The sequence below is a fragment of the Rhizobium hidalgonense genome, assembly GCF_005862185.2.
Classification (GTDB): Bacteria; Pseudomonadota; Alphaproteobacteria; order Rhizobiales; family Rhizobiaceae; genus Rhizobium; species Rhizobium hidalgonense.
On sequence record NZ_CP054028.1, the window covers coordinates 591,426 to 612,312 of the forward strand.

Below are 20,887 nucleotides of genomic sequence, written 5' to 3' on the forward strand. Positions count from 1 at the left end.
TTCAGGAGTAGAACGGTCCGTCAGTGCCGGCACCGGCGGCCGCACTGTCGTGGGTGAGAAACGGCTGCGGCTGGTCATGCGTGAACGGCCGGGGCTTGCCGGCGATCGAAAGACCGTCGGCATAAGAAAGCAAGATCGCCGGGCCGCCCGGTGGTGTCAGGGAAAGGCGCCGAAGCGCGCCGTCGAAGGAAACCGTCGTCTGGTACAAGCGCTCGATGAAGGCCTTGAAGGCCTCGCCATTGCCGCATCCGACAATGGCCGCCCAGCCACTGAGCGATCCGTAGGAGCGCGCCTCGCGGCCGGCCGTCGGCCCGTCGGTTACCAGTTCCAGGCCGTTCGACGCCCAGAGGGCGGAAAATCCACGGCCCGACCGCGCGATCAGCCAATTGCCCTCGACGATCAGATCGTCCAGACCGTCGCGGCCGATATAGGCGTGCGTCCATGCATGCCGCGCGCCGCCCGTATCCTCGATCAACAGAGCGACGTCGCGATGCTGGGCAACGCGCGGCAGGATGCCGTTGCCGGCCCAATAAGACGGCCTTTGATTGCCCCAGGGATCGTCTTCGCCGGGATGGTTGACCCAGAGCCTCGCCATCGGATGGCCGGAGAGCCTGATGTCGAGGACATGCTGCTGGTGCCCCTTGCTGCCGGTCTTGTGATCGACAACCGTCGACAACTGCGCGGCCTCGTTCTTGAACAGCACGAGCTTTCCGCTCTCGAGCCCCTGGCTGTAACGCGCCTCGACGCTTCGTCCTCGCGGAAGCGCTGCAAGCTCGGCGAGATCGGCCGGCGGCTCGTAACTGCCGGCGCAGAACATCGTCAATGCCGCGACGCCGTTGTTCAGCCAGCCCGTTCCAAAGGCGACCTGGGCGAAGGGCGCCAGCTCGGTCAGCGGCCCGGCGCGCAGTTCCTTGTCATAAGCGCGCCCCTGCGAGCCGGCCGGAACGCCCGCGAGCGTATGAAGGGCGATCATCCGGAAGATCAGATCGATCTGGCCGCGGGCGCGATTGGCGATCCCGCTTTCGGCCCAGCGCTCCAGCGCAAGCAGGCCGATGAAATCGATCGGGTAATAGGCGGCCGAGTTCCACTCCGCCAGGCCGTGGGCTTCGACGCTGTCGAACCAGCGCCCGAGGCGCTCGACGGCGAGTTCGGCCTGCTGCCGTCCCGTCCGCCCTGAGGCGGAAAAGACCTCGTCGGGCAGGAAAAGCCCGGCCAGCAGCTGGCTCGTATGAAAGCAGAGCACATGGTTCTCGCTCCAGAACCACATGGCATCATTGCCCGGCTCGTCGACCCAGTAGCGGTAGGATAAAACGGAACGGCGGATGCGTTCGACCGTGGCCGTGGGCATCCGGTCGCCATAGGCGCCGAGCAGCCAGAGCAGCGGCACCATGATGAAATCCGAGCAATCCTCACGCGCATCGATCGAGGCGAGCGTCGCATCGACGATGCGCTCGAAGCTCTCCCGATCGTCGTAGCCGGTTTCCATCATGGCGATAAGGCGGCCGGCGCGGTTGGCGCCGAAGCGGGCGCTGTATTCCAGCGCCTGCCGTTTGCGGGCGGAAAGCGCCGTCTCGGTCGGCGATGCCGAAAGGCTGCTCATGAAGGCGGCATCGATGACGCGGGTGACCGAGCCAGGGCCGGAGCCGATCGTCATGTTGATGCCATGATAACCATCCGCAATACCGCAGACATCCTCGGCCGTTAGCCGGCTCTGGCCGGCGTGCAGGGTCAGTTTCGCATGGGCGAGAACGGGCCGCTCATGGCCATGGCCGACGACCTTGAGCTCCACGGGCAGGTCGCGCTCGGGCGCCGTGTCGAAGATGATTTCCAGCGGCTGATTGACGAACACGTCATGGGCCGGGCGCATGCCGCGCGAAAGGGCCTCGAGCTCACGGATTTCATCCTGATCCAGCGATACCGGGAGCAGCACAGAGAGTGGCTCAGTGTCCAGCATTTCGAGCTCGAAAAACCAGGTCGTGTCGCGCTCGGCAAGGTCTTCGGTATGGACGAGAATCTCGTTGTCGCCGGCGTCGAGCGACAGCGTTATCTCAGTTGCGCTTTCGACGTTGCGCTTGAAGGGCTCGAAGCGCACCGCCTCCTGCCCGTTGACCCAAATGCGAACGCCGCCGCAGGTCTTGAGCGCAAGCTTGAGCTGGCGCGGAGCGTCCACCCTGAACGTGCCCTTCAACCATCGCCTGACATGCGTCGGCGCATGCCAGAAGCTGGTGAACTCGACGCGGCGGTTCGAGCCGGGGAGATAGAGGCTTGTCGTCGGCCAGGACGTATCGGGCAGAAGCGGCCGCCCCACCATGGTCGACCAGAAGGCCTTGCGGCAGGGCAGATCGCCGACGTCGACGAAACCGTTGATGAAACGATAGTCCACGCGATCTTCGGCAGGGGCCGGCGTGCCGGGAAAATAGCTGGCGATGAGGCCGGAAACGGCCCATGCCGTTACCGTCTGCCCCTCAGCCACGCTGTATGCTGGCGCCATGTCGCCCGGCCGCTTGATGTTTTCCGTTTTCACAGATCGCCTCCTCCGCAATCTAATGAAAATATTTTCATTAGGTCATTTGTGCGCGTGACTTTTGAGAATTGCTCAAATACATCGCCATTCGCCCAGAAAATAGCTTGACGGAACGAATGTCAAGTATATGAAATTCGCCTATCGATGGCTGATGCCGCGATTGATGAAAATGTTTTCATGGGAGGATGAGAATGAAAACGTATCTTTCAGGGGCTTTCGCACTGGCGCTGGCCACAGTTTCTTTCGCATGGTCGAGCGTCGCCATGGCGGAAACCCAGACGATCACCTTTCTCTTCACCGACGACGATCAGGCCTACGTCGAGCGGATGGAAGCGCTGAGTAAGGAATTCGAGACGGCGCATCCCGACATCAAGGTAAATTTCGTCTCGTCGGGCTATGATGCCGTCGCCAAGCAGTTGCCGGTGCAGCTTGCCATTGGCGAAGGCCCTGACGTTGCCAAGATCACCGACTGGCAGCTGGCGCCCTACTACCTCGACATGCGGCCGCTGATGAAGGATCCGGACGGGTTTGCCAAGTTGCACGGCGACAGCCTGAACACGCTTCGCTTCCCCGGTGTCAACGATCAGAACTCTATCAACGGCTATGTCGCCTCGCAGACCTTCAACCTGCCGTTCGTCAACAGGACGCTCTTCGACCAGGCCAAGGAGCCGCTTCCGAAGCCGACCGCCACGCTGAAGGAGATCGTCGAAGCCTCCGCCCGCGTCGCCAAGGCGACTGGCGCCCAGATCCCGTTCACGATGGACCGTTCGGGCCACCGCTTCTCTGGAGCGGCCTTCTCCTACGGTTCGAATTACGTCAAGGACGGCAAGTTCTCGTTCCCCGACGATGCCGCCAAGCACTACATCACCGATCTCTACAACTGGACGAAGGACGGCTCCTTCCCCAAGGAAATGTGGGGTGCTGCCGGCGGAACCCAGTACAAGAACATGGGTGACGAGTTCGTCAACGGCAATGTCGTGACCTATATTGCCGGCAACTGGATGGTCAATCCGTTCCAGCAGAAGATCGGCGACGGCTTCGATTGGACGGCAATCAGCGCGCCCTGCGGCGATGCCGGTTGCTACGCGATGCCGGGCGGTACGGCGATCGTCGGCTTCAAGCGCACCAAGTATCCGCAGGCCGTCGCCTCGTTCATCGAGTTCCTCGGCTCTGAAAAGGTCCAGCGTGAAATCGCCGAAAACTACGTCATCCTGACCGGCGCCAACATCAAGGATCCGCAGTACAAGCTGACCAGCAAGAATGCCAAGGACGCCATGGCCGTCTTCCTCGCAGCCCGCGACAGCGCGCCGCAGGCCGCCCGCGACCTGGAACGCCTCAAGGGATCTGGGGCCATGTATCAGCTGATCGTGCAAAGGATGAGCCAGCTGATCGTCGGCGAGCTTTCCCTCGAAGACGCCTTCAAGGCGATGAGCGCAGACGTCGACAAGATCAACGTGGCGCTCGCCGCCAACAAATAGCCGGCCGCGCCTGTCCCCCGCAGATTGCGCGCTGCATCAGCCACGACCTTGCAAGGGGCCGTGGCTGATCGTTTTTTTCCCCTCACATATTCCAGTCTCGATCAGCTCGATTGGTTTCGAATTATCGATGGACTGAACCACGCTAGGTCTTTCCGAAGGAAGCCAGCGCGGTGTCGACCGTGACCGCCGATCGCGCCGGCACAGGCGCACCGGCCGAACCAGGCAGCAATCCACCGGAAACCTTTCAGGCCTGCTGCCGCCAGATCGACGGCAAGGTCATAGCCGCGGTCCGGGTATTGGTGTGTGACGAAACGGGCGGAAATCGTCCCGAAAAACCGAAGCTGGACTATGTCGCATCCCAGGTTGGCGGCGGCGCAGATGGCGCGCGAGACGGTATCGAAGCTTTCAAAATTCGACGACGCGCCTCGACCTATCGCGCATGTGCAGAGTGCCGTCAAAGTCGACAAGGCGCTGCCGTCCGAGGTAACCAGGCTCTCCTCCGACGTCCTCAACTTCTCCGCGGTTGCTCGTCACCTTTTCGGCGCGACAAAAGCCTATGCCGAGATCGTGGCAAGCAGGCTGTCGGAACTTCGTGAGGAACGCGTCGAGCAAAGGCAACGAACCGGAGCATTCATCGACAGACGCGTTCAACCGGCCGTCCGTTCGGTCTATGCGGCGGAGCGGCGTCTCGACGAACTGGCCGAACGCGTCAGCCTCGCCGGCGACCTGCTCAGAACCACCGTGCAGGTCCAGCTCGAAGATCAGAACGCCTCACTCTTGACCTCGATGGAGGAGCGGGCGCGTATCCAGGTGCAAGAGACGCCGCCGCCTTCCGAGGCAGCGGCGTTCGTTAGCACCGGTTGGACATCAGGACGCGATTGCGTAATGGCGATGTTCCGATGCCCGGCCGCTGCTCGTCTTGAACCGCCGCAGCAGCTCGGCAAGGATTTCCGTTTCCTGTGTCAGGCTCTGCGCCGCCGCCGTGGTTTCTTCGACCATTGCGGCGTTCTGCTGTGTCACCTTGTCCATCTGGTCGCCGGCAGCCGACACCTCGCGCAGGCTTGTCGCCTGCTCGCGGGCGGCCACGGCGATCTCCGTCACGGTCGCATTCATCGCCGTGACCTGCTCGACGATCTGTTCGAGGGAGAGGCCGGATTCGCCTACCAGCTGGACACCTGTCTTGACCTGTGTCGAGGAGGTCGAGATCAGTTGCTTGATCTCCCTCGCCGCATTGGCCGAGCGCTGGGCGAGCTCGCGGACTTCCTGGGCCACGACCGCAAAGCCCTTGCCGGCTTCGCCGGCGCGCGCCGCTTCAACGCCGGCGTTCAGCGCCAGAAGGTTGGTCTGGAAGGCGATCTCGTCGATAACGCTGATGATGTTGCCGATCTTCGACGAGGAATTTTGGATTTCCGTCATAGCGGCAATGGCACGGGCAACGATCTCGCCACCCTTTTCGGCATTGGTGCGGGCCGTCGCCACGACAGACTGGGCGCGGCTTGCACCCTCGGCCGTTCCATTGACGCCGCGCGTCACATCTCCGAGCGCTGCGACGGTTTCCTCCAGCGAAGCTGCCTGCTGCTCGGTTCGGCGGGCAAGATCGTTGGAGGCCGTGGAGATTTCCGAAAGGCCCGACCGGATGGTGGCGACCGCGCGAATGACGGAGGCGACGGCCCCTTCAAGGCTTGCGACCGAATTGTTGAAATGATCGCGGATCCTGACGTAGCGATGATCGACTTCGCCGACGCGGACGGTGAGATCGCCCTTCGAGAGTGCGTCCAGCCCGGCGGAAATCTGACGGAATGCATGCTCCATCACCTGCGCGTCGGAGAGACGATCGGCCTCTTGGCGCAGCCGTTCTTCTTCGGCGGCGAGGCGGGCGCGTTCGGCATTGGCTTCGGCAATCAGCTTGGCGCGTCCGGTCTCCTGGAAGACCTTCAGCGAACGTGCCATGGCGCCCAGCTCGTGGCGGTGTTCGACGCCGGTGATCACGATCTTGTCCTCGCCGCGGGCAAGCTGCTCCATCGACTGCGCCATCTTGCGCACTGCCGAGGAAATCAGGCGACCGACGAAATAGGAGAGCACGAGGCCAATGACGATCAGCAGGCCGCTGATAACAAGCGTCATGCTGGTCGCGGAGGCAACCGTTGCTTCGACCGAACCGTCCAGGGTCTTCTGCGCGCCAGTGACGCCGGCCTGCAGATCCTTGAACTCGCCTGCAATTTTCGGTGCCAGCACGTTAAGCTGTGTCTGGCGGATATTGCCGCTCGCCTGCAAGACGTCCTTCATGTCGCCGAGACGGCCGGTATAGTTCTGCATGAGCTGACCGGCGCCCATCAGGCGCTTTTTCTGCAGCTCGTCTTTTGCGGCCTTGGCGGCGGCATCATTGAGCGACACTGCTTCGGCGAGTGCTGCCTGGGCCGTATCGTAGGCCGCAAAATCGTCGGAATGCACGAAGCGTTCAGAGAAGTAGAGGCTGCGGTTCAAGGCTTCGAGCGTTGCAGCCGTCATATGCAGCAGCGGCACATCGTTCTGGCGCCAGGCGCTGCGCATGACGTCGTTGAGTGCAATGCTGGTCCATGGCCCGAATTCGGTGACCTTGGAGATCAGCGCATCACGCCTGGCCTGCAGCGAGACGATCTGTTCGAACGCCTTGCCGTATCCGGCAATATCCTGGCGAATCGTCGCAAGGCCGGATTGCAGGTCCTTGTTGCCGGCAAAACGCGGGTCATCCGCCTCGAAGGCCTTCACGCCGGCGCGGAAGCTGTCGACCACGGCCTGCGTCGGTGTCGAGCGGAAGGCTTCCGCTGACATCTGGATCTCGTGCAGCTGATCGCTGTAATCGGAGATAGCGAGACTTTGACCGGCCGTGGCGCGATAGGAGGCGAAAATCGCGGCAAGCGTATTCATGCCCGAGATCGCGCTGACGGTGAGCAGGCTCATCAACAGGATCAACGGCACGAAGCCGGAGGTGATCTGCGCGCGAATGCCGAATTTATTCCAGAAATGCAACATCATAGGCCTCTTATGCTCACTGGCTCTTCGGCAGGTATTGGGCAATGTTTTCAGGTGTGACGAGTTCGAAGGGGACGTTATTTTCGCGCGGCACCTTCTCCTTGTTGACGAGCTTGACGGCAGCGTCGATTGCGGCCGCTCCCTGGCCGACGGCGCTCTGGAGAATGGTCACATCGAGATCGCCGGCCACCATCGCGGCGAGTGCATCGTCGGTCGCATCGACGCCGGCGACGACGACGTCCTTCATCGGGATATTGGCTTTCTTCATGGCGCGGATCGCCCCGAGCGCCATTTCGTCATTGTTGGCGATGACTGCGTCGAACTTGACGCCGGCCGCGATCCATTCCTTCACCTGCTGGTCGGCATAATCGCTGGACCAATAGGCCGCCTGCCGTTCGACGATCTCGAGCCCCTTGCACTCAGGCGTGGCGATGACGTCTGATATGTCCTGGGTACGGGTCCGGGCGGCCGCGTGGAAGGTTTCCCCCATCAGCACGACGACGCGGCCCTTGCCTTTGAGGAGCGCGCAGACCTGCTTCGTCTCCAGTGTTCCGGAATCCTTCTCATTGGAGGCAACCACAACCTGATTGTCGGGCAGATCGAGCAAGTTGGAAGGAACGTTGTTGATGTAAACAAGGGGAATGCCCGCATCCGCCGCCATCTTGGTCATCTGCGGGCCGAGATCGCCGTCGGAGACTGCAAGGATAATGGCGTCGACCTTGTCGGCGATGAGCTTCTGGACCTGCTTCTTCTGAAGCTCATTATCACCCTTGGCGTTCTCGGTGACGAGCTTGAGGCCCGAAATCGTCTGCCCGTGCGAGATGACGCCGTTCAACAGCGCCGTCCTGAATTTGTCCAGGTCGGACATCGAAACCCCGATCGTCTGGGCGTTGGCGGCAGAGATCGATATCGCCAGGGCGATGGATGCAAGCGTGGCCGTTTTCATGAATTCCCCTGCGCAATTCGGATATGAACGCGTTATTCCAAAACTTGGTTAAATTTTGCTTTTCGGTCGGAAACAAAAATTTAGCGCGAGGATATGATCTCGCAGCAGCGCGAGCGCCTGGTCGAAGACCGCGGCCGGACTTGAAGAATATCACATTCGACTTGATTAAACAGGTTTACGTCTTTGTTTGATATGGATTAACGACCACCGAAGCCCGAGCTGACGGTGATGCCCCTGTAGATCACCCGCTGCAGCACGATGGCCAGGATGACGCCGGGCACCATGGAGATCGTCGCACCCGCCATGATGTAATTCCAGGCGGTGCCCTGCTGTGTCTGGAACAAGGTGAGTCCGAGCGGCAGCGTGGCCTTTTCGACGCCGCTGGTGGCAATCAGCGGCCATAGGAAGCTTTTCCACTGGGCGATGAAGGTGAAGAGCGACAGCAGGCCGATGGCCGGCATGGCGAGCGGAACGATCACCGTCACCAGGATGCGCAGTCGCGAAGCCCCGTCCATCATTGCCGCTTCGTCAAGATCCTTGGGAATGCCAAGGATGAACTGCCGCAGCAGGAAAGTGCCGAAGGAAGAGAAGGCGACCGGCAGGATCATGCCGTGGTAGGTGTTGATCCAGCCGAACTTGCTGACGACGAGGAAGAGCGGAATGACCAGCATCACCTGCGGGATCATCAGCGTGCTGAGATAGGTGACCAGCAGCCCTTCCCGGCCGGGAAACCGCAGCCGGGCGAAGGCGTAGGCGGAAAGGCACGATACCAAAATCACGATTGCCGTGACGCCGCAGGCGACGATGATGGAATTCAGCAGGAAGGTTCCGAACGGCAGTGAAATGAAAGCGTCGACGAATGTTCCCCATTGATATTCTTCGGGCAAGATGCGGACCGGAACGGCCATCACCTCGGCATTGGAGCGCACGGCGTTCGAGACCATCCAGAAAAAGGGAAAGAGGAAGAGCAGCGCGATCAGCGAAAGTCCCGCATAACTGATGAAGGTGCCGACGCGCCGCAGGAGGAGGTGCCGATCCGCAGAGACGGAATGCGGATGCCGGGAGATCGGGTCAATCGTCATAATGCACCCATTTGCGCTGCATGTGGAACTGCAGGATGGTGAGCGCCATGATCATGACGAACATCACCCAGGCGAGAGCCGAGGCATAGCCCATCTGGAAATTGGTGAAGCCTTTCTGGTAGATGGCGAAGCCGAGCGTCGCGGTCGCCGAGCCCGGGCCGCCACGCGTCATCGCAAAGATCTCGTCGAAGACCTGCAGCGAGGTGATCGCCGTCATTACGGTGGCAAAGAAAATGGTCGGCGAGATCAGCGGCAACCGGATACGCCAGAAGCGCTGCCACACATTGGCGCCGTCGATCGTCGCCGCCTCGAGATAGTGCTTCGGCACCAGGTCGAGCGCTGCGTTGAACATCACCACGTTATAGCCGACATTCGCCCAGAGCGTGACAAGCACGACCGCCTGCATGGCCCAGGTCGAGCTCAGCAGGAAATTCGGCAGCCCCAGGCCGAGAGAACGAATGACGCTGTCGGCCAGCCCATCCGGCGTAAAGATCAACAGCCATACTACCGAAGCGGCGATCGTCGGGGTGAAGGTCGGCAGGAAGAAGATCACCCGGAAGATCGCCTTGCCGCGCTTCAGGCTCGATATCCAGACCGCCAGCACCAATGAGATGATGATATTCGCAGCCAGATATTCGACCGCGAAGAACAGCGTGTTGCCCAAAATGGTATAGAAGGCCGGATCGACGGTGAAGAGTTTGATATAATTCTGAAAGCCGACGAAGGATGGCGTCGAGATCAGCTGCCAGTTGGTGAAGCTCAGAGCCAGCGACGCCAGGATCGGCAGTGCCATGAAGATCATGAAACCGAGGAAGCTTGGCAGCAAGAACAGCATCGCCGTCTGCGTCTCAGGCTTAAAAAAGCGCCGTAGCTGTCTGGGCTGCAACGGAATTTCGGCGACGGCGCTTTGCGTCATCTCTTCCTCCATGCGCAGCAGCTCGTGCCGCGACGAGAACTGGCCCATACCCTTTAAATCGATCTTTGGGGGTATGGGCGGCGGCGCTCTATTGTTGCGCGAGGCTCTGGATCGACTCCATCGTCTGCTTGGCGTCCGCGCTACCGGCGAAGGCCGGTGGGAAATACTGGTTGAAGAGGTTTTCCACCGCCGCCCAGTTGTTGGTGATCACATAAGGCACGGAATGCGCCAGGGAATAATCGATGGCCGCGCCACCATTGGTGATGTCCTTGGCCGCCACTTGATACCAAGAGGATTGCGCCGCCGTGCGCGCCGGCAAGGCGCGCCCTCCTTCGGCAAGATAGGCCAGCGCTTCGGGGCTTGTCAGCACCTGAATGGCCTTCCAGGCCGCATCCTTGTTCTTGCTTGACGTGGAAATACCGAAACCGGAACCTGCGGTGACGGCCGAAAGGTCGCCTTCGTCGCGCGGCAGAGTAGTGAGGCCGATCTTGAACTTGGCCTGGTCCTTCATGCCGATAATCGACCAGGGACCGTCGATATACATGGCGATATTGCCGGAATTGAACCGGCCTTGGACGACATCGCCGGGGTCCGCGCCACCCGACGGAACCAGCGGCGCGATCTTATCCTTGGCGGCAAAACCGATCAGCCTGTCGGCGGCGGCAACGGCGCCCGCACTCGTCAAGTCAAGCTCGCCGGCGTCATTGACATATTTATCGCCCCAAGCCGCAGCCAGGACCGAATAATTGGTCGGGGTGATGCCGAAGCCATACTTGCCGTCCTTGGTCAGCTTCTTGGCGGCATCAGTGAACTCGGCAAGCGTCCAGCCCGGCTTCGGCAGCGGAACGCCGGCGGCTTCGAGGGCGTCCTGGTTATAATAGATGAGCCACGGACCGACGTCGTAGGGCAGACCGTAAAGCTGCTTGTCGACGGACATGCCGCCGATGATCGAAGGGGTGAAAGCGCTGACATCGAACTTGTCGGCCGCGATCCGGTCATTCAAAGGCTCGAGCAGCGAATAGAAATTCGGCATGCGCAACGATTGCATGGACACGATGTCGGCGAGCTGTCCCGAGGCTGCCAGCACCGGAAGCCTCGTCCAGTAGTCGACCCAGCCCGTCGTCGTCAGTGTCACGTTGATGTCGGGGTACTTGGCGGTCACCATATCGGCCAGATGCTGCCAGCTCTTGGTGTCGGCTTCGGAGCCGGTCCACATCTGCCAGGTCAGATTGACCTGCTCGGCCGAGGCGGCCGTGGTAACGAGACTGCCGCCGATCGCGGCTAGAAAAAGCGCCTTCTTCAGAACCTTCATGGGTTTCTCCTCCCTCCATGAATGCAATGCATACGCAAGTGGGGTCGAGTTCACGCCTTGAGGACGATCTCGATCACCGGCACGGTAACGTCCGGGCGCCGGACCGGCAGTTCGAGCATGATCAGGCCTTCCGGCACCATCACGCCGATATTGGAATCCACATCTCTGGTGGGGCTGAGCCAGCGCACCTCGCTGGCGTCATGCAGGAACTGCGCATAGGCAATCCTGTCGGCGAGGCCGTCGATATGGATATGGCGGTAGGGCCAGTTATAGACATGCAGATAGAGACGGTTGCCGCGCTGGGTGTAGCGGCAGCCGGCCGGGACCGGAAAATCGGACGGGCCGGCCCCGTAGATGGAGCGTGCGTTGACGGCCATCCAGTTCTGGTAAACCGCAAGCGCATCGATGGCGCGCGCATCGAACGTGCCGCGGCCGGTCGGGCCGACATTCATCAGGAGGTTGCCGCCGAGCGCAACGGCATCGATCAGCAACTGGATGATCTGCTCCGGGCTCTTCCAGCTATCCTCGTCGCGGTGATAGCCCCAGGAGCCGCTGAAGGTATGGCAAGCTTCCCAGAGCACCCCCTGGGTGGCGATAGCAGGCGCCACACGCGGCGTATATTGCTCCGGCGTCGTCACGTCGGGCAGCTTGCCAGGCGGCAGATCGAGGCGATTGTTGACGATGATTTCGGGCTGCAGCTCGCGCACCAGCTCAAGCAGCCGCTCGCTCTCCCAGTCGGCACGTCCCTTGCCGGGCAGGCGGCGATATTCGCGGCCGGGATAGCTGAAATCGAACCAGATGATGTCAATGCGGCCGAAGCCGGTCAAAAGCTCGCGCACCTGTTCGCGCATATAGGCGGCGTAATTGGCGATGTTGCGGCGGCCATTCAGCGCCTCGGCTTCCGAATGATTACGCAGGGGATGGTGAACGTCGATCGGAAAGTCCGGGTGGTGCCAGTCGAGCAGCGAATAATAGAAGCCGATCTTCAGCCCTTCGGCACGAAACGCCTCAACCAGCGGCGTCAGCAGATCCTTGCCGCAGGGCGTGTTCGGCGCCTTGTAATCGGTCACCTTGCTGTCCCAGAGGCAGAAGCCCTCGTGATGTTTGGTGGTTACCACGACATATTTCATGCCGGCGAGACGCGCCCGGCGCGCCCACTCCTTGGGATCGTAGAGATCGGGATCGAAATTGTCGAAATAACGCTGGTAGTGGTCGTCCGTCAGCTCTTCGCGGTTCTTCAACCACTCATGCCGTGCTCCGAGAGCATAAAGTCCCCAATGGATGAACATGCCGAGGCGATCATGGCTGAACCAGGCGTGCTTACCCGCCCCTCCCGATGCCGGATTTTCCAGCGGGCGTTCCGAACTCGTCACAGGTATTTCCTCCCTGTTTCCCGGCTCCACGTCATGTCGAACCGGTTCGGTAAGCGAACATCGTCCTCGATCCGCCCACTGTCAAGCCGAAATTCGCAAATCGCAAAACTGCCGACTAGGCAGTTCCAAATGGCTAGCAATGCAAGACATGTTGCAAAAACGGATAAAGTCTGACAGAAGAAAGATCTAGAACCGGTTCGATAGACATGACGACGATACGAGATGTCGCGCGCCTGGCGGGGGTTTCGATCTCGACCGTCTCGCTCGCGCTCAACAGCCCAAAGCGGGTCGGCGCCGAGACGCTCGACCGCATCCGGCAAGCAGTACAATCGACCGGCTACCGCATTGATCCGGTGGCCCAGACGCTGGCGCGAGGGCGCAGCTCGCTGATCGGCTTCGTGTCGGCAAACTTGGGCAACATGTTCTTCGGCGACATCCGCCGCGAGATCGAGCATCAAGCGCTCGACCATGGATATTTCGTGCTGATCGCCGACTCCTCCGGCAGGGCCGATCTCGAACGGGCGCTGCTGGAGCGGCTGCAGGCGCAGAAAATCGCCGGAATCGCTTTGGCGGCAAACGGACGCGGCGAGGAATACGCAACCTTCCTGCGCGACTTCAAGACGCCGATCGTGATGTTCGACCAGAAGGTGGAGGGTGCCGAGCGTGATTTCGTCGGCTCCGACAACCCGCTGACGACGACCATCCTGACCGAGCACCTGCTGCAGCTCGGCCACCGGCGCATCGCCTTCATCTCCGGCCCGAGCGGCCTCCACACAGCCGACGAGCGCCTGAAGGGCTTCATGGACACGATGGCGGGAGCCAGCGTCGACGTCGACCCCTCGCTGGTGGTCGAGGGCGGCTATACCAGGACCGGCGGCCATGCGCAGGCGATGCGGCTGCTCACCCGCCGCGACCGCCCGACTGCGATCATCGGCGCCAACAATATGACCGGGCTGGCAACCCTGCAGGTGATGCAGGAGATGGGTTTCCGCTGTCCCGACGACGTCTCGCTGGCAATGGTTGACGACGTGCCCTGGAGCAACGTCATCACGCCGCGCATCACTATGGTCGTGCAGGATGCACAGAAGCTCGGCGAATTGGCGGCACAGCGTCTGCTGGCCAGGATCGCAAGCCCGGAAGCCGCCGCCGAGCCGCCGCAGGATTTCATCCTGACGCCGAGATTCGTGCGCGGGAAGTCAACCAGGCGGCTGTAAGGGCGCTACCGATCCTCACGCGTATGCCAAATCCGCAATACATAGATTGTCGACTGCTGGATTTCATATCGCATCTCATAACGGCCAACGAGAATGCGGCGGACCTCCTGGGGATCGAACTCCTCGAGCCGCTCGCCGAGACGTGGCTGCTCGATTAGCCGAGCAGGGGCTGCCGTCAGCGTCTGCACGGTTCGGACCGCAGCCCCCCGGTCGACCGGGGAGAGAAAGTCGTATAATCGGGCAATGTCCGAGATCGCTTTGTTCGTCCACTTGACGTCCATCACCGGGGCAACGAAATCGGCTCATCACTGTCAAGGCTATCGGCCCAGGCTTGAACAGACTGGTGATCGACAACGTTGCCGCTCTCCACGTCGGCCAACGCCTCAAGGGTCAAACGCCGGCGCTCCTCTTCTTGGTCGATCCATGCAGACAGGGCTTGCTTGACGATCCAGCCGCGCGAACGCTCAAGCCTCGACGCGAGCTGATCGACTTTCTGTGCAAGCGGCAGTGGAACATGAGCCGTGAGAACTTTGGTCTCCATCGAAAAACTCCTCAACACCAATCAATCCTAATCATAGCGATTATTTTTGATTACATCCAGCACCTATACGTCATGAAGCCCGACTGAGACCTTCCAGAAAGGTGACACAGCTTCGAGAGTTGTGAAACTCAATGTCGGATTTTCATCGGCGAAGCGGCCAAAGCAAAAGCGTGCCCCTTCATCCATTGAAAGACTGCAGGATTTATCATACATGTGTGATGAATTGTAAATTTCAGGATGCCGCTGGTTCGAACGGCGTCCGAATCGAAGCCGATGCGGGGGGCGAGGCGTGGCTATGCAGGGGAAGGATCGCAGCAGAGGTTCGGGGTCGCTGGTCTCACAGGTCGGCGAAAGCCTGCGCCAAGCGATCCTCAGTGGCCAGTACGCCGCCGGTGACAAGCTTCCCAGCGAGCATGAGCTGACCGAGACGCACAGCGTCAGCCGAACGGTGGTACGCGAAGCCGTCGCCGCGCTCCGCTCCGACGGGCTGGTCGAAGTTCGCCAAGGAGCAGGCATCTTCGTGATCAGCCCCGACCCGGCGCTGTCGGGCCGCAAGGTCGACAAGGCCCGCGTGGCCTCAGATCTGGAAGTGCTGGAGATCCGCACACCCGTCGAAATCGAGGCGGCAGGGCTTGCCGCGCTCCGCCGTTCGCCGGCGCAGGAGGAGGCGATCTTCGAATGTCACCGAAAAATCCTCCAGTGTATCGAGACCGATCAGTCCATCCGTGAGGCGGATCTCGAATTCCATGTCGCGATCGCCGAGGCGACGAACAATCCGCTGTTCAAGCACTTCCTGGAATCCCAGGGCGCCGCGATCATCCCACAGTCGAGGGTTGTACCGGAAACGAGGACGGCCGAACAGACCGCCTACCGCAAGCTCATTCACCGGGAACATGAAGCGATCATCGTGGCGATCTCCGACAGGGACGATCAGGCCGCACGCAATGCCATGCGCGAGCATCTCGTCGGCAGCCAGGCGAGATATCGCAATCTGCTCAAGGATCTGCGAAGCTTTACCAGCTGAAGGCCGGCGCAAAACGCTGCAGCTTTTCCGACATCACCAATCCAACCGCCATTCCGGCGCTGCGCGCAAATCTGCTGGCCGATTGCACAGCCGCGTTTATTGTAAACCCATGCGCACCCCGCATCGGCTGGATGTTGGACTGGTCGTTGTCCGGTCTGCGCTGAAAGCTAGTTGAAAGCTTCGACGTCTTAGGAAAGGGCTGCATCGTGGAGGAGACACGGTCAAGGTGACGAGACGACGATGCAGGTAAACCACCAGGAGGAGATATCAATGCGTTCTTCACGCAGCCTTTTTCACACCGTCGCTTTTTCCGCGCTTCTCGCCGCCGCCTCATTTACGTCAGGCGCTGCCCATGCAGCCGACAAGATCACCATCATGGTCGGCGGCTATGAGAAGCAGATCTATCTGCCCGCCAAGCTCGCCGAATCCCTCGGCTACTTCAAAGATGAGGGTCTCGACGTCGAACTGCTGAACGAAGCTGCCGGTGTCGACGCTGAAAACCAGCTGCTCGCTGGCGCCGTCCAGGGCGTGGTCGGCTTCTATGACCACTGTGTGGACCTGCAGGCCAAGGGCAAATTCGTCGAATCCATCGTCCAGTTCAGCCAGGCGCCGGGCGAGGTCGAGATGGTCTCGAGCAAACATCCCGAGATCAAGTCGCCGGCCGATTTCAAGGGCAAGACCCTCGGTGTCACCGGTCTCGGCTCGTCCACGAACTTCCTGACCCTCTTCATGGCGTCGAAGGCCGGACTGAAGCCCGGCGACGTCGTCACCGTTCCGGTCGGCGCCGGCGGCACCTTCATCGCCGCCATGCAGCAAGATCAGATCCAGGCCGGCATGACGACCGAGCCGACGATCTCGCGCCTGATCAAGACAGGCGAAGCCAGCGTGCTCGTCGACATGCGCACGGTCGAGTCGACCCGTCAGGCGCTCGGCGGCACCTATCCGGCCGCTTCGCTTTATATGGAAGCCTCCTGGGTCGACGCTCACAAGGAAGAGGCGCAGAAGCTCGCCAATGCCTTCGTCAAGACGCTGAAGTACATCAACACGCATTCTGCCGCCGAGATCGCGGACAAGATGCCAAAGGATTTCTACGTCGGCGACAAGGACGGCTACGTCAAGGCTCTCGACGCCGGCAAGGGCATGTTCACGCCCGACGGCGTCATGCCGGAAGACGGCCCCAAGACCGTGCTTGCTGTGCTCTCGGAGTTCTCCAAGAACGTTAAGGGCAAGCAGATCGATCTTTCAAAGACTTACACGACGGAATTCGTCAAGAACGTCAAGTAACCCATGCGCCGCTTCCGACTGCAATCGGAAGCGGCCTTCGATTGGTCCACGGGCATTGCGTGCACGCGCCCTAAGGCACGCCTCAGGTATCATCATGCAACAGGATAGTAAGCAGATCCCGGCGATCGAGCTGATCAATGTTAGCCGGCGTTTCGTCTCGCCGACCGGCAAATCCCTGACTGCGCTGCGCGATTTCAACATGACTGTCGCGCGCGGCGAGTTTGTCGCCGTCGTCGGCCCGACCGGCTGCGGCAAGTCGACGACCCTCAACCTGGTCACCGGCCTCGCACGCCCGAGCGCCGGCGAAGTGCGGCTGATGGGCGGCCCGATCACCGGCATCGACCCGCGTGTCGGCTTCGCATTCCAGACCGACGCACTCTTTCCCTGGAAGAACGTAATAGATAATGTCATGGCCGGCCCGCTGTTTCGCGGCAAGTCCCGCGCCGAGGCGGAAAAGAGCGCCCGCGATTGGCTGGCCCGTGTCGGCCTGTCGAAGTTCCTCCATCATTATCCCCATCAGCTTTCCGGCGGCATGCGCAAACGTGTCTCGCTGGCGCAGACCTTCATCAACGAACCTGAAATCCTGCTGATGGACGAGCCCTTCTCGGCGCTCGACGTGCAGACCCGCACGGTCATGCACGAAGAACTCCTGAAGCTCTGGGCGGAGCGCAAGGCCTCGGTGGTGTTCGTCACCCACGATCTCGAAGAGGCCGTAGCCCTTGCCGACAAGGTCTATGTACTCACCGCCGGCCCGGCCACGGTCAAGTCGGTCTACCCGATCGATCTTCCCCGTCCGCGCGTGGTGTCGGAGATCCGCTACGAGCAGAGCTTCATCGACTATTGCAAGACGATCTGGGAGGACCTGCGCGAGGAGGTCGAGACCAGCTACCGCCGCGCAAGCGAAGCGGCTTGAGAGGAGGATATCATGGCAAACACCACATTCGAGGCCGGTTCGGCCACGCTGTTTCGTCCGGGCACATCTGATGCCGAAATCGAAGCCTCCGCGCTGAGGGCGGTACGCCGGCGCAACACGCTCGTGCGCTTCTGGCAGATTGCCATCCTGGTCTTCGTCATCGGCATGTGGGAACTCTCCTCCAACATGCAGTGGATCGATCCGTTCTTCTACTCGAGCCCGAGCGGCGTGCTTGAGCGTCTTTACGAATGGGCGACCGAGGGCACCACCGAAGGGTCGCTCTGGTATAATCTGTGGGTGACGATGGAGGAGGCGCTGATCGGCTTCTTCGCAGGCTCGATTACCGGCGTCTTCGTCGGCATCGGCCTCGGCCGCAACCGCTTCCTGTCGGACATTTTCTCCGTCTACATCAAGGCGATCAACTCGATCCCGCGCGTGGTTCTTGCTCCGATCTTCATCATGATCATGGGTCTCGGCCTGCCGTCCAAGGTGGCTCTCGCCTTCATCATGGTGTTCTTCGTCGTCTTCGCCAACGCCTTCCAAGGCGTGCGCGAAGCCGACCGCAACATGATCGCCAATGCCCGCATCCTCGGTGCCTCGGACTGGCAGGTGACGCGCACGGTGGTCATTCCCTCGGCCATGAGCTGGATCTTCGCCAGCCTGCACGTCTCCTTCGGCTTTGCAATCATCGGCGCCATCGTCGGCGAATTCGTCGGCGCCCGCTTCGGCATCGGCCAGTTGATCTCAATCGCGAAGGGCACGTTCGACGCGGCCGGCATGTTCGCGGCCATCCTCCTCGTCATGGTCGTCACGCTTGTTGCCGAATACATCATGACACTGGTCGAGAACCGCCTGGCGAAATGGCGCCCGCAGCAGCACCTCGATACGCAATAAATCCGCCTCCTCCCAAGGCAGATCGAAGCGAAGCCCGGGCGCAACGCCCGGCCTTCTTTTTATTGACCGTGTCATCCGGCGCTTGCCCTCATTCGGCTGCCGCCACCTTCTTGCCTGCGGGGCGAAGGGACCATGCCGCACCGTCTCCGTTCCCCTCCTCTCGCCCCATTTACGGGGGTCCGCAAGACGGGTCGAGACCAGTGGCTCGACCCCGGCAAGGGCTATCGGTGAGGGCAAGCCATCCCCGCGAACCGGCGGACAGAATGAATAAGCCCAAGCATGACCGTTCAAGCAAGCGGAAGCCGCACGGTCACGACGAGACCGCCACCCTCGGCATCGCTCAGCGAAACCAAACCTCCGGCCCCTTCGACGACCTCGCGGACAATCGCAAGCCCGAGACCGCTCCCTTCGCTTTCGGTTCCAATGATCCGGTAGAACCGTTCGAAAACCTGTTCGCGCTCCCCTTCGGGAATACCCGGCCCATTATCCTCGACGGTGACGACGGCGTGGCCGTTCTCCTGCGCGACGGCGACGGTCACCCGTCCATTGGCTTTGCTATAGCGGATCGCATTGTCGATGAGGTTGACCAGCATTTCGCGCAGCATCGTCCCGTCGCCCTCGACGACAATCGACCGATCCGCTTCCAAACCAACGTCGATGTTGCGCTTGAGCGCCTCTTCGGCATAGGCCTCCAGTATCTCACGGGCCGCCTTGCTGAGATCGGTCGCATCGCTACGCGGGCGCCGGCTGCCTGGTTCGGCCCGCGACAAGGTCAGCAACTGGCTGGCGAGACGCGAAATCTGCCGCGTGCTGGTGCGAAGGGCGACAAGCGCCTCGTCGCGGCGGGCGGCATCGCCTTCACGGGCCGCCACGCTCGCCTGTGTCGAAATCAGCGCGAGCGGGGTTCTGAGTTGATGGGCAGCATTCGACACAAACCGCCGCTGTGCGGCCATCTGGTTCTGGACGCGCTCCATATAGTCGTTCAGGGCATGGACGAGCGGACGCAGTTCGCTCTGCACCATCTCGGGTGGTAGCGGATCAAGACGATTGCGCCCGCGCCGGCGCACGGCGTCCCGCAGCCTCAGTGCTGGCGCGAGGCCGCGCTGAAGCCCGAGGATCGTCACCAGGCTTGCGAGGAAGACGAGTACGAACTGCTTCGAGAAATCCGAAAGCCACAGTTGCCGTCGCATCGCATACTGGCTGTTATGGGTTACAGCGACGGTCACCGAAATCGTGCCGTCATCGGGAAGGCCGACGACAGGATGATCGAGCATGATGACGCGCACGTCGGCGCCATGGAAGGCGCGATCTTCGCCTGCCCGCTGGACGGTCGGCCGCGGCAGGTCGGGAAAGCCGCTCACCAGGCTGCCCCAGGCAGTGATGACCTGGTAGGATACACGGTCGCCAAAGCCCGTATCGAACATCTCGAGCGCAGCCGGCGGCACGTCGAGCTGAACATTGCCGCCCTCGTCGACGCGGACAGCCTCGGCGATGACGCGGGCGGAGGCCAGAAGCGTTCGATCCGTCACCAGCTTTGCCGTCGCGTCGGCCGACCAGAAGCTGTCGTAAAGATTGAAGGCGATCGCCCCGAAGAGCGTCAGCAGCACCCAGCAGAGCAGTTGCACCCTCAGGCTCTGGCTGAGCCGCGCGATCGTTCTGCCGGCCTGTGTCACGACGCTATTCGACATGTCTGAGGAGATAACCAAGCCCGCGCAGCGTCGCGATCTGAACCGAACTGCTCTCGAGCTTCTTGCGGAGCCTGTGGACGTAGATTTCGATGGCGCTCGGATCGGCCTCGTCGTCGAAACCGAAGACGCTTTCGGACAGGGCGGCTTTGGAAACCGTGTTGCCGAGCTTCATCATTAGCTGTTCGAGAACGGCATATTCCCGCGGCGTCAGCTGCAGCGGTTCGCCTGCGACGAAAAACTGCCGCGTGCCACCGGAGAAACGCAGGTTGCCAACAGTGATCTCGGAGGATGCCCGATCCTGGCCGCGCCGCACCACCGCGCGGATTCTCGCCTCGAGTTCGGCGATTTCGAAGGGCTTGGCGAGATAGTCGTCGGCGCCGCTGTCGAGCCCCGCCACGCGGCCATCCAGGCTCGCATTGGCGGTCAGGATGATCACCGGCAGCTTGCTGCCGGACTGCCTCAGCCGCTTCAAAAGCGTCAGCCCGTCAAGCTTGGGCAGCGAGAGGTCGAGGATCATCGCCGAATATTCCGCCACCTTGAGCAGATGCTCGGCGTCCTCGCCGTCATAGGCCATGTCGATAGCGTATTGCGCCTGTCGCAGGGCTTTGCCCAGCCAGGCTGCCAGATCCTTGTTGTCCTCCACCACAAGCAGTCTCATCCGTCCCCCTTAGCACGTGCAGAGGGTT

Annotated in this window: 17 protein-coding genes and 1 pseudogene; 7 read left to right on the forward strand and 11 right to left on the reverse strand. The window is 61.4% G+C overall.

From position 1 onward, the window contains the following. Position 1 precedes the first annotated feature (1 nt). Complete coding sequence (locus FFM81_RS24035; RefSeq protein WP_138384436.1) at positions 2-2,524, reverse strand: hypothetical protein; 2,523 nt, start codon at positions 2,522-2,524, stop codon at positions 2-4. A gap of 191 nt (positions 2,525-2,715) precedes the next feature. Here FFM81_RS24035 and FFM81_RS24040 point away from each other — a divergent pair, with 191 nt between their 5' ends. Further along, positions 2,716-4,002, forward strand: a complete 1,287-nt coding sequence (locus tag FFM81_RS24040; RefSeq protein WP_138384435.1) for an ABC transporter substrate-binding protein — start codon at positions 2,716-2,718, stop codon at positions 4,000-4,002. A gap of 206 nt (positions 4,003-4,208) precedes the next feature. Beyond that, positions 4,209-4,815, forward strand: a pseudogene (locus tag FFM81_RS24045) (DUF3422 family protein); the annotation flags it as partial. 54 nt (positions 4,816-4,869) lie between these two features. Here FFM81_RS24045 and FFM81_RS24050 read toward each other — a convergent pair. The 6 genes from FFM81_RS24050 to FFM81_RS24075 all read right to left on the reverse strand — a co-directional run bounded on the left by FFM81_RS24050 (position 4,870) and on the right by FFM81_RS24075 (position 12,643). Beyond that, the gene (locus FFM81_RS24050; RefSeq protein ID WP_138384434.1) at positions 4,870-7,014 is read right to left on the reverse strand and encodes a methyl-accepting chemotaxis protein; all 2,145 of its coding nucleotides are present in this window, start codon (positions 7,012-7,014) and stop codon (positions 4,870-4,872) included. Between the two features lie 16 nt (positions 7,015-7,030). Continuing rightward, positions 7,031-7,960, reverse strand: coding sequence for a substrate-binding domain-containing protein (locus FFM81_RS24055; RefSeq protein ID WP_003572779.1), 930 nt, complete (start codon positions 7,958-7,960; stop codon positions 7,031-7,033). Positions 7,961-8,157: 197 nt separating this feature from the next. Continuing rightward, entirely contained in the window at positions 8,158-9,042 is an 885-nt protein-coding gene (locus FFM81_RS24060) for a carbohydrate ABC transporter permease (RefSeq protein WP_025417626.1), read from the reverse strand. Continuing rightward, the gene (locus FFM81_RS24065; RefSeq protein ID WP_097534720.1) at positions 9,032-9,958 is read right to left on the reverse strand and encodes a carbohydrate ABC transporter permease; all 927 of its coding nucleotides are present in this window, start codon (positions 9,956-9,958) and stop codon (positions 9,032-9,034) included. The genes FFM81_RS24060 and FFM81_RS24065 overlap by 11 nt, the downstream gene beginning before the upstream one ends. A gap of 88 nt (positions 9,959-10,046) precedes the next feature. Then, a complete protein-coding gene (locus FFM81_RS24070; RefSeq protein ID WP_003572785.1) occupies positions 10,047-11,270 on the reverse strand; it encodes an ABC transporter substrate-binding protein in 1,224 nt (407 codons plus the stop codon). Between the two features lie 50 nt (positions 11,271-11,320). Beyond that, on the reverse strand, positions 11,321-12,643 hold the full coding sequence (locus FFM81_RS24075; protein ID WP_138384433.1) for an alpha-L-fucosidase: 1,323 nt from the start codon (positions 12,641-12,643) through the stop codon (positions 11,321-11,323). A gap of 206 nt (positions 12,644-12,849) precedes the next feature. Here FFM81_RS24075 and FFM81_RS24080 point away from each other — a divergent pair, with 206 nt between their 5' ends. Then, a complete protein-coding gene (locus tag FFM81_RS24080) occupies positions 12,850-13,857 on the forward strand; it encodes a LacI family DNA-binding transcriptional regulator (RefSeq protein WP_138384432.1) in 1,008 nt (335 codons plus the stop codon). 5 nt (positions 13,858-13,862) lie between these two features. Here the strand turns inward: FFM81_RS24080 and FFM81_RS24085 are convergent, their stop codons facing one another. Together FFM81_RS24085 and FFM81_RS24090 are read right to left on the reverse strand one after the other, a co-directional pair. After that, positions 13,863-14,138 carry a type II toxin-antitoxin system RelE/ParE family toxin gene (locus tag FFM81_RS24085; RefSeq protein WP_003572792.1) on the reverse strand — a complete coding sequence of 92 codons (276 nt, stop codon included), beginning with the start codon at positions 14,136-14,138 and terminating at the stop codon, positions 13,863-13,865. After that, positions 14,138-14,398, reverse strand: coding sequence for a CopG family ribbon-helix-helix protein (locus tag FFM81_RS24090; RefSeq protein WP_003572794.1), 261 nt, complete (start codon positions 14,396-14,398; stop codon positions 14,138-14,140). Before FFM81_RS24090 ends, FFM81_RS24085 begins: the two co-directional genes overlap by 1 nt. 295 nt (positions 14,399-14,693) lie before the next feature. On the opposite strand from FFM81_RS24090, the gene FFM81_RS24095 reads away from it, so the two are divergent. From FFM81_RS24095 to FFM81_RS24110, 4 genes are all read left to right on the forward strand, one after another. Further along, positions 14,694-15,422 (forward strand): FadR/GntR family transcriptional regulator, encoded by a 729-nt coding sequence (locus FFM81_RS24095; protein WP_138384701.1) that lies wholly within the window; start codon positions 14,694-14,696, stop codon positions 15,420-15,422. Between the two features lie 270 nt (positions 15,423-15,692). Then, entirely contained in the window at positions 15,693-16,706 is a 1,014-nt protein-coding gene (locus FFM81_RS24100; RefSeq protein ID WP_003572798.1) for an ABC transporter substrate-binding protein, read from the forward strand. Positions 16,707-16,800: 94 nt separating this feature from the next. Further along, positions 16,801-17,619 (forward strand): ABC transporter ATP-binding protein, encoded by an 819-nt coding sequence (locus tag FFM81_RS24105; RefSeq protein WP_003572799.1) that lies wholly within the window; start codon positions 16,801-16,803, stop codon positions 17,617-17,619. Between the two features lie 12 nt (positions 17,620-17,631). Further along, complete coding sequence (locus tag FFM81_RS24110) at positions 17,632-18,513, forward strand: ABC transporter permease (RefSeq protein ID WP_003572801.1); 882 nt, start codon at positions 17,632-17,634, stop codon at positions 18,511-18,513. 287 nt (positions 18,514-18,800) lie between these two features. On the opposite strand, the gene FFM81_RS24115 is transcribed toward FFM81_RS24110, so the two are convergent. Together FFM81_RS24115 and FFM81_RS24120 are read right to left on the reverse strand one after the other, a co-directional pair. Then, entirely contained in the window at positions 18,801-20,201 is a 1,401-nt protein-coding gene (locus FFM81_RS24115) for a sensor histidine kinase (RefSeq protein WP_138384431.1), read from the reverse strand. After that, the gene (locus FFM81_RS24120; protein ID WP_003572805.1) at positions 20,191-20,859 is read right to left on the reverse strand and encodes a response regulator; all 669 of its coding nucleotides are present in this window, start codon (positions 20,857-20,859) and stop codon (positions 20,191-20,193) included. The genes FFM81_RS24115 and FFM81_RS24120 overlap by 11 nt, the downstream gene beginning before the upstream one ends. Positions 20,860-20,887 lie beyond the last annotated feature (28 nt).

Coding starts and splice junctions, on each gene's coding strand:
- FFM81_RS24040 (WP_138384435.1), top strand. CDS start 2,716: ATGAAAACGTATCTTTCAGGGGCTTTCGCACTGGCGCTGGCCACAGTT.
- FFM81_RS24050 (WP_138384434.1), bottom strand. CDS start 7,014: ATGTTGCATTTCTGGAATAAATTCGGCATTCGCGCGCAGATCACCTCC.
- FFM81_RS24055 (WP_003572779.1), bottom strand. CDS start 7,960: ATGAAAACGGCCACGCTTGCATCCATCGCCCTGGCGATATCGATCTCT.
- FFM81_RS24060 (WP_025417626.1), bottom strand. CDS start 9,042: ATGACGATTGACCCGATCTCCCGGCATCCGCATTCCGTCTCTGCGGAT.
- FFM81_RS24065 (WP_097534720.1), bottom strand. CDS start 9,958: ATGACGCAAAGCGCCGTCGCCGAAATTCCGTTGCAGCCCAGACAGCTA.
- FFM81_RS24070 (WP_003572785.1), bottom strand. CDS start 11,270: ATGAAGGTTCTGAAGAAGGCGCTTTTTCTAGCCGCGATCGGCGGCAGT.
- FFM81_RS24080 (WP_138384432.1), top strand. CDS start 12,850: ATGACGACGATACGAGATGTCGCGCGCCTGGCGGGGGTTTCGATCTCG.
- FFM81_RS24085 (WP_003572792.1), bottom strand. CDS start 14,138: ATGGACGTCAAGTGGACGAACAAAGCGATCTCGGACATTGCCCGATTA.
- FFM81_RS24090 (WP_003572794.1), bottom strand. CDS start 14,398: ATGGAGACCAAAGTTCTCACGGCTCATGTTCCACTGCCGCTTGCACAG.
- FFM81_RS24095 (WP_138384701.1), top strand. CDS start 14,694: ATGCAGGGGAAGGATCGCAGCAGAGGTTCGGGGTCGCTGGTCTCACAG.
- FFM81_RS24100 (WP_003572798.1), top strand. CDS start 15,693: ATGCGTTCTTCACGCAGCCTTTTTCACACCGTCGCTTTTTCCGCGCTT.
- FFM81_RS24105 (WP_003572799.1), top strand. CDS start 16,801: ATGCAACAGGATAGTAAGCAGATCCCGGCGATCGAGCTGATCAATGTT.
- FFM81_RS24110 (WP_003572801.1), top strand. CDS start 17,632: ATGGCAAACACCACATTCGAGGCCGGTTCGGCCACGCTGTTTCGTCCG.
- FFM81_RS24115 (WP_138384431.1), bottom strand. CDS start 20,201: ATGTCGAATAGCGTCGTGACACAGGCCGGCAGAACGATCGCGCGGCTC.
- FFM81_RS24120 (WP_003572805.1), bottom strand. CDS start 20,859: ATGAGACTGCTTGTGGTGGAGGACAACAAGGATCTGGCAGCCTGGCTG.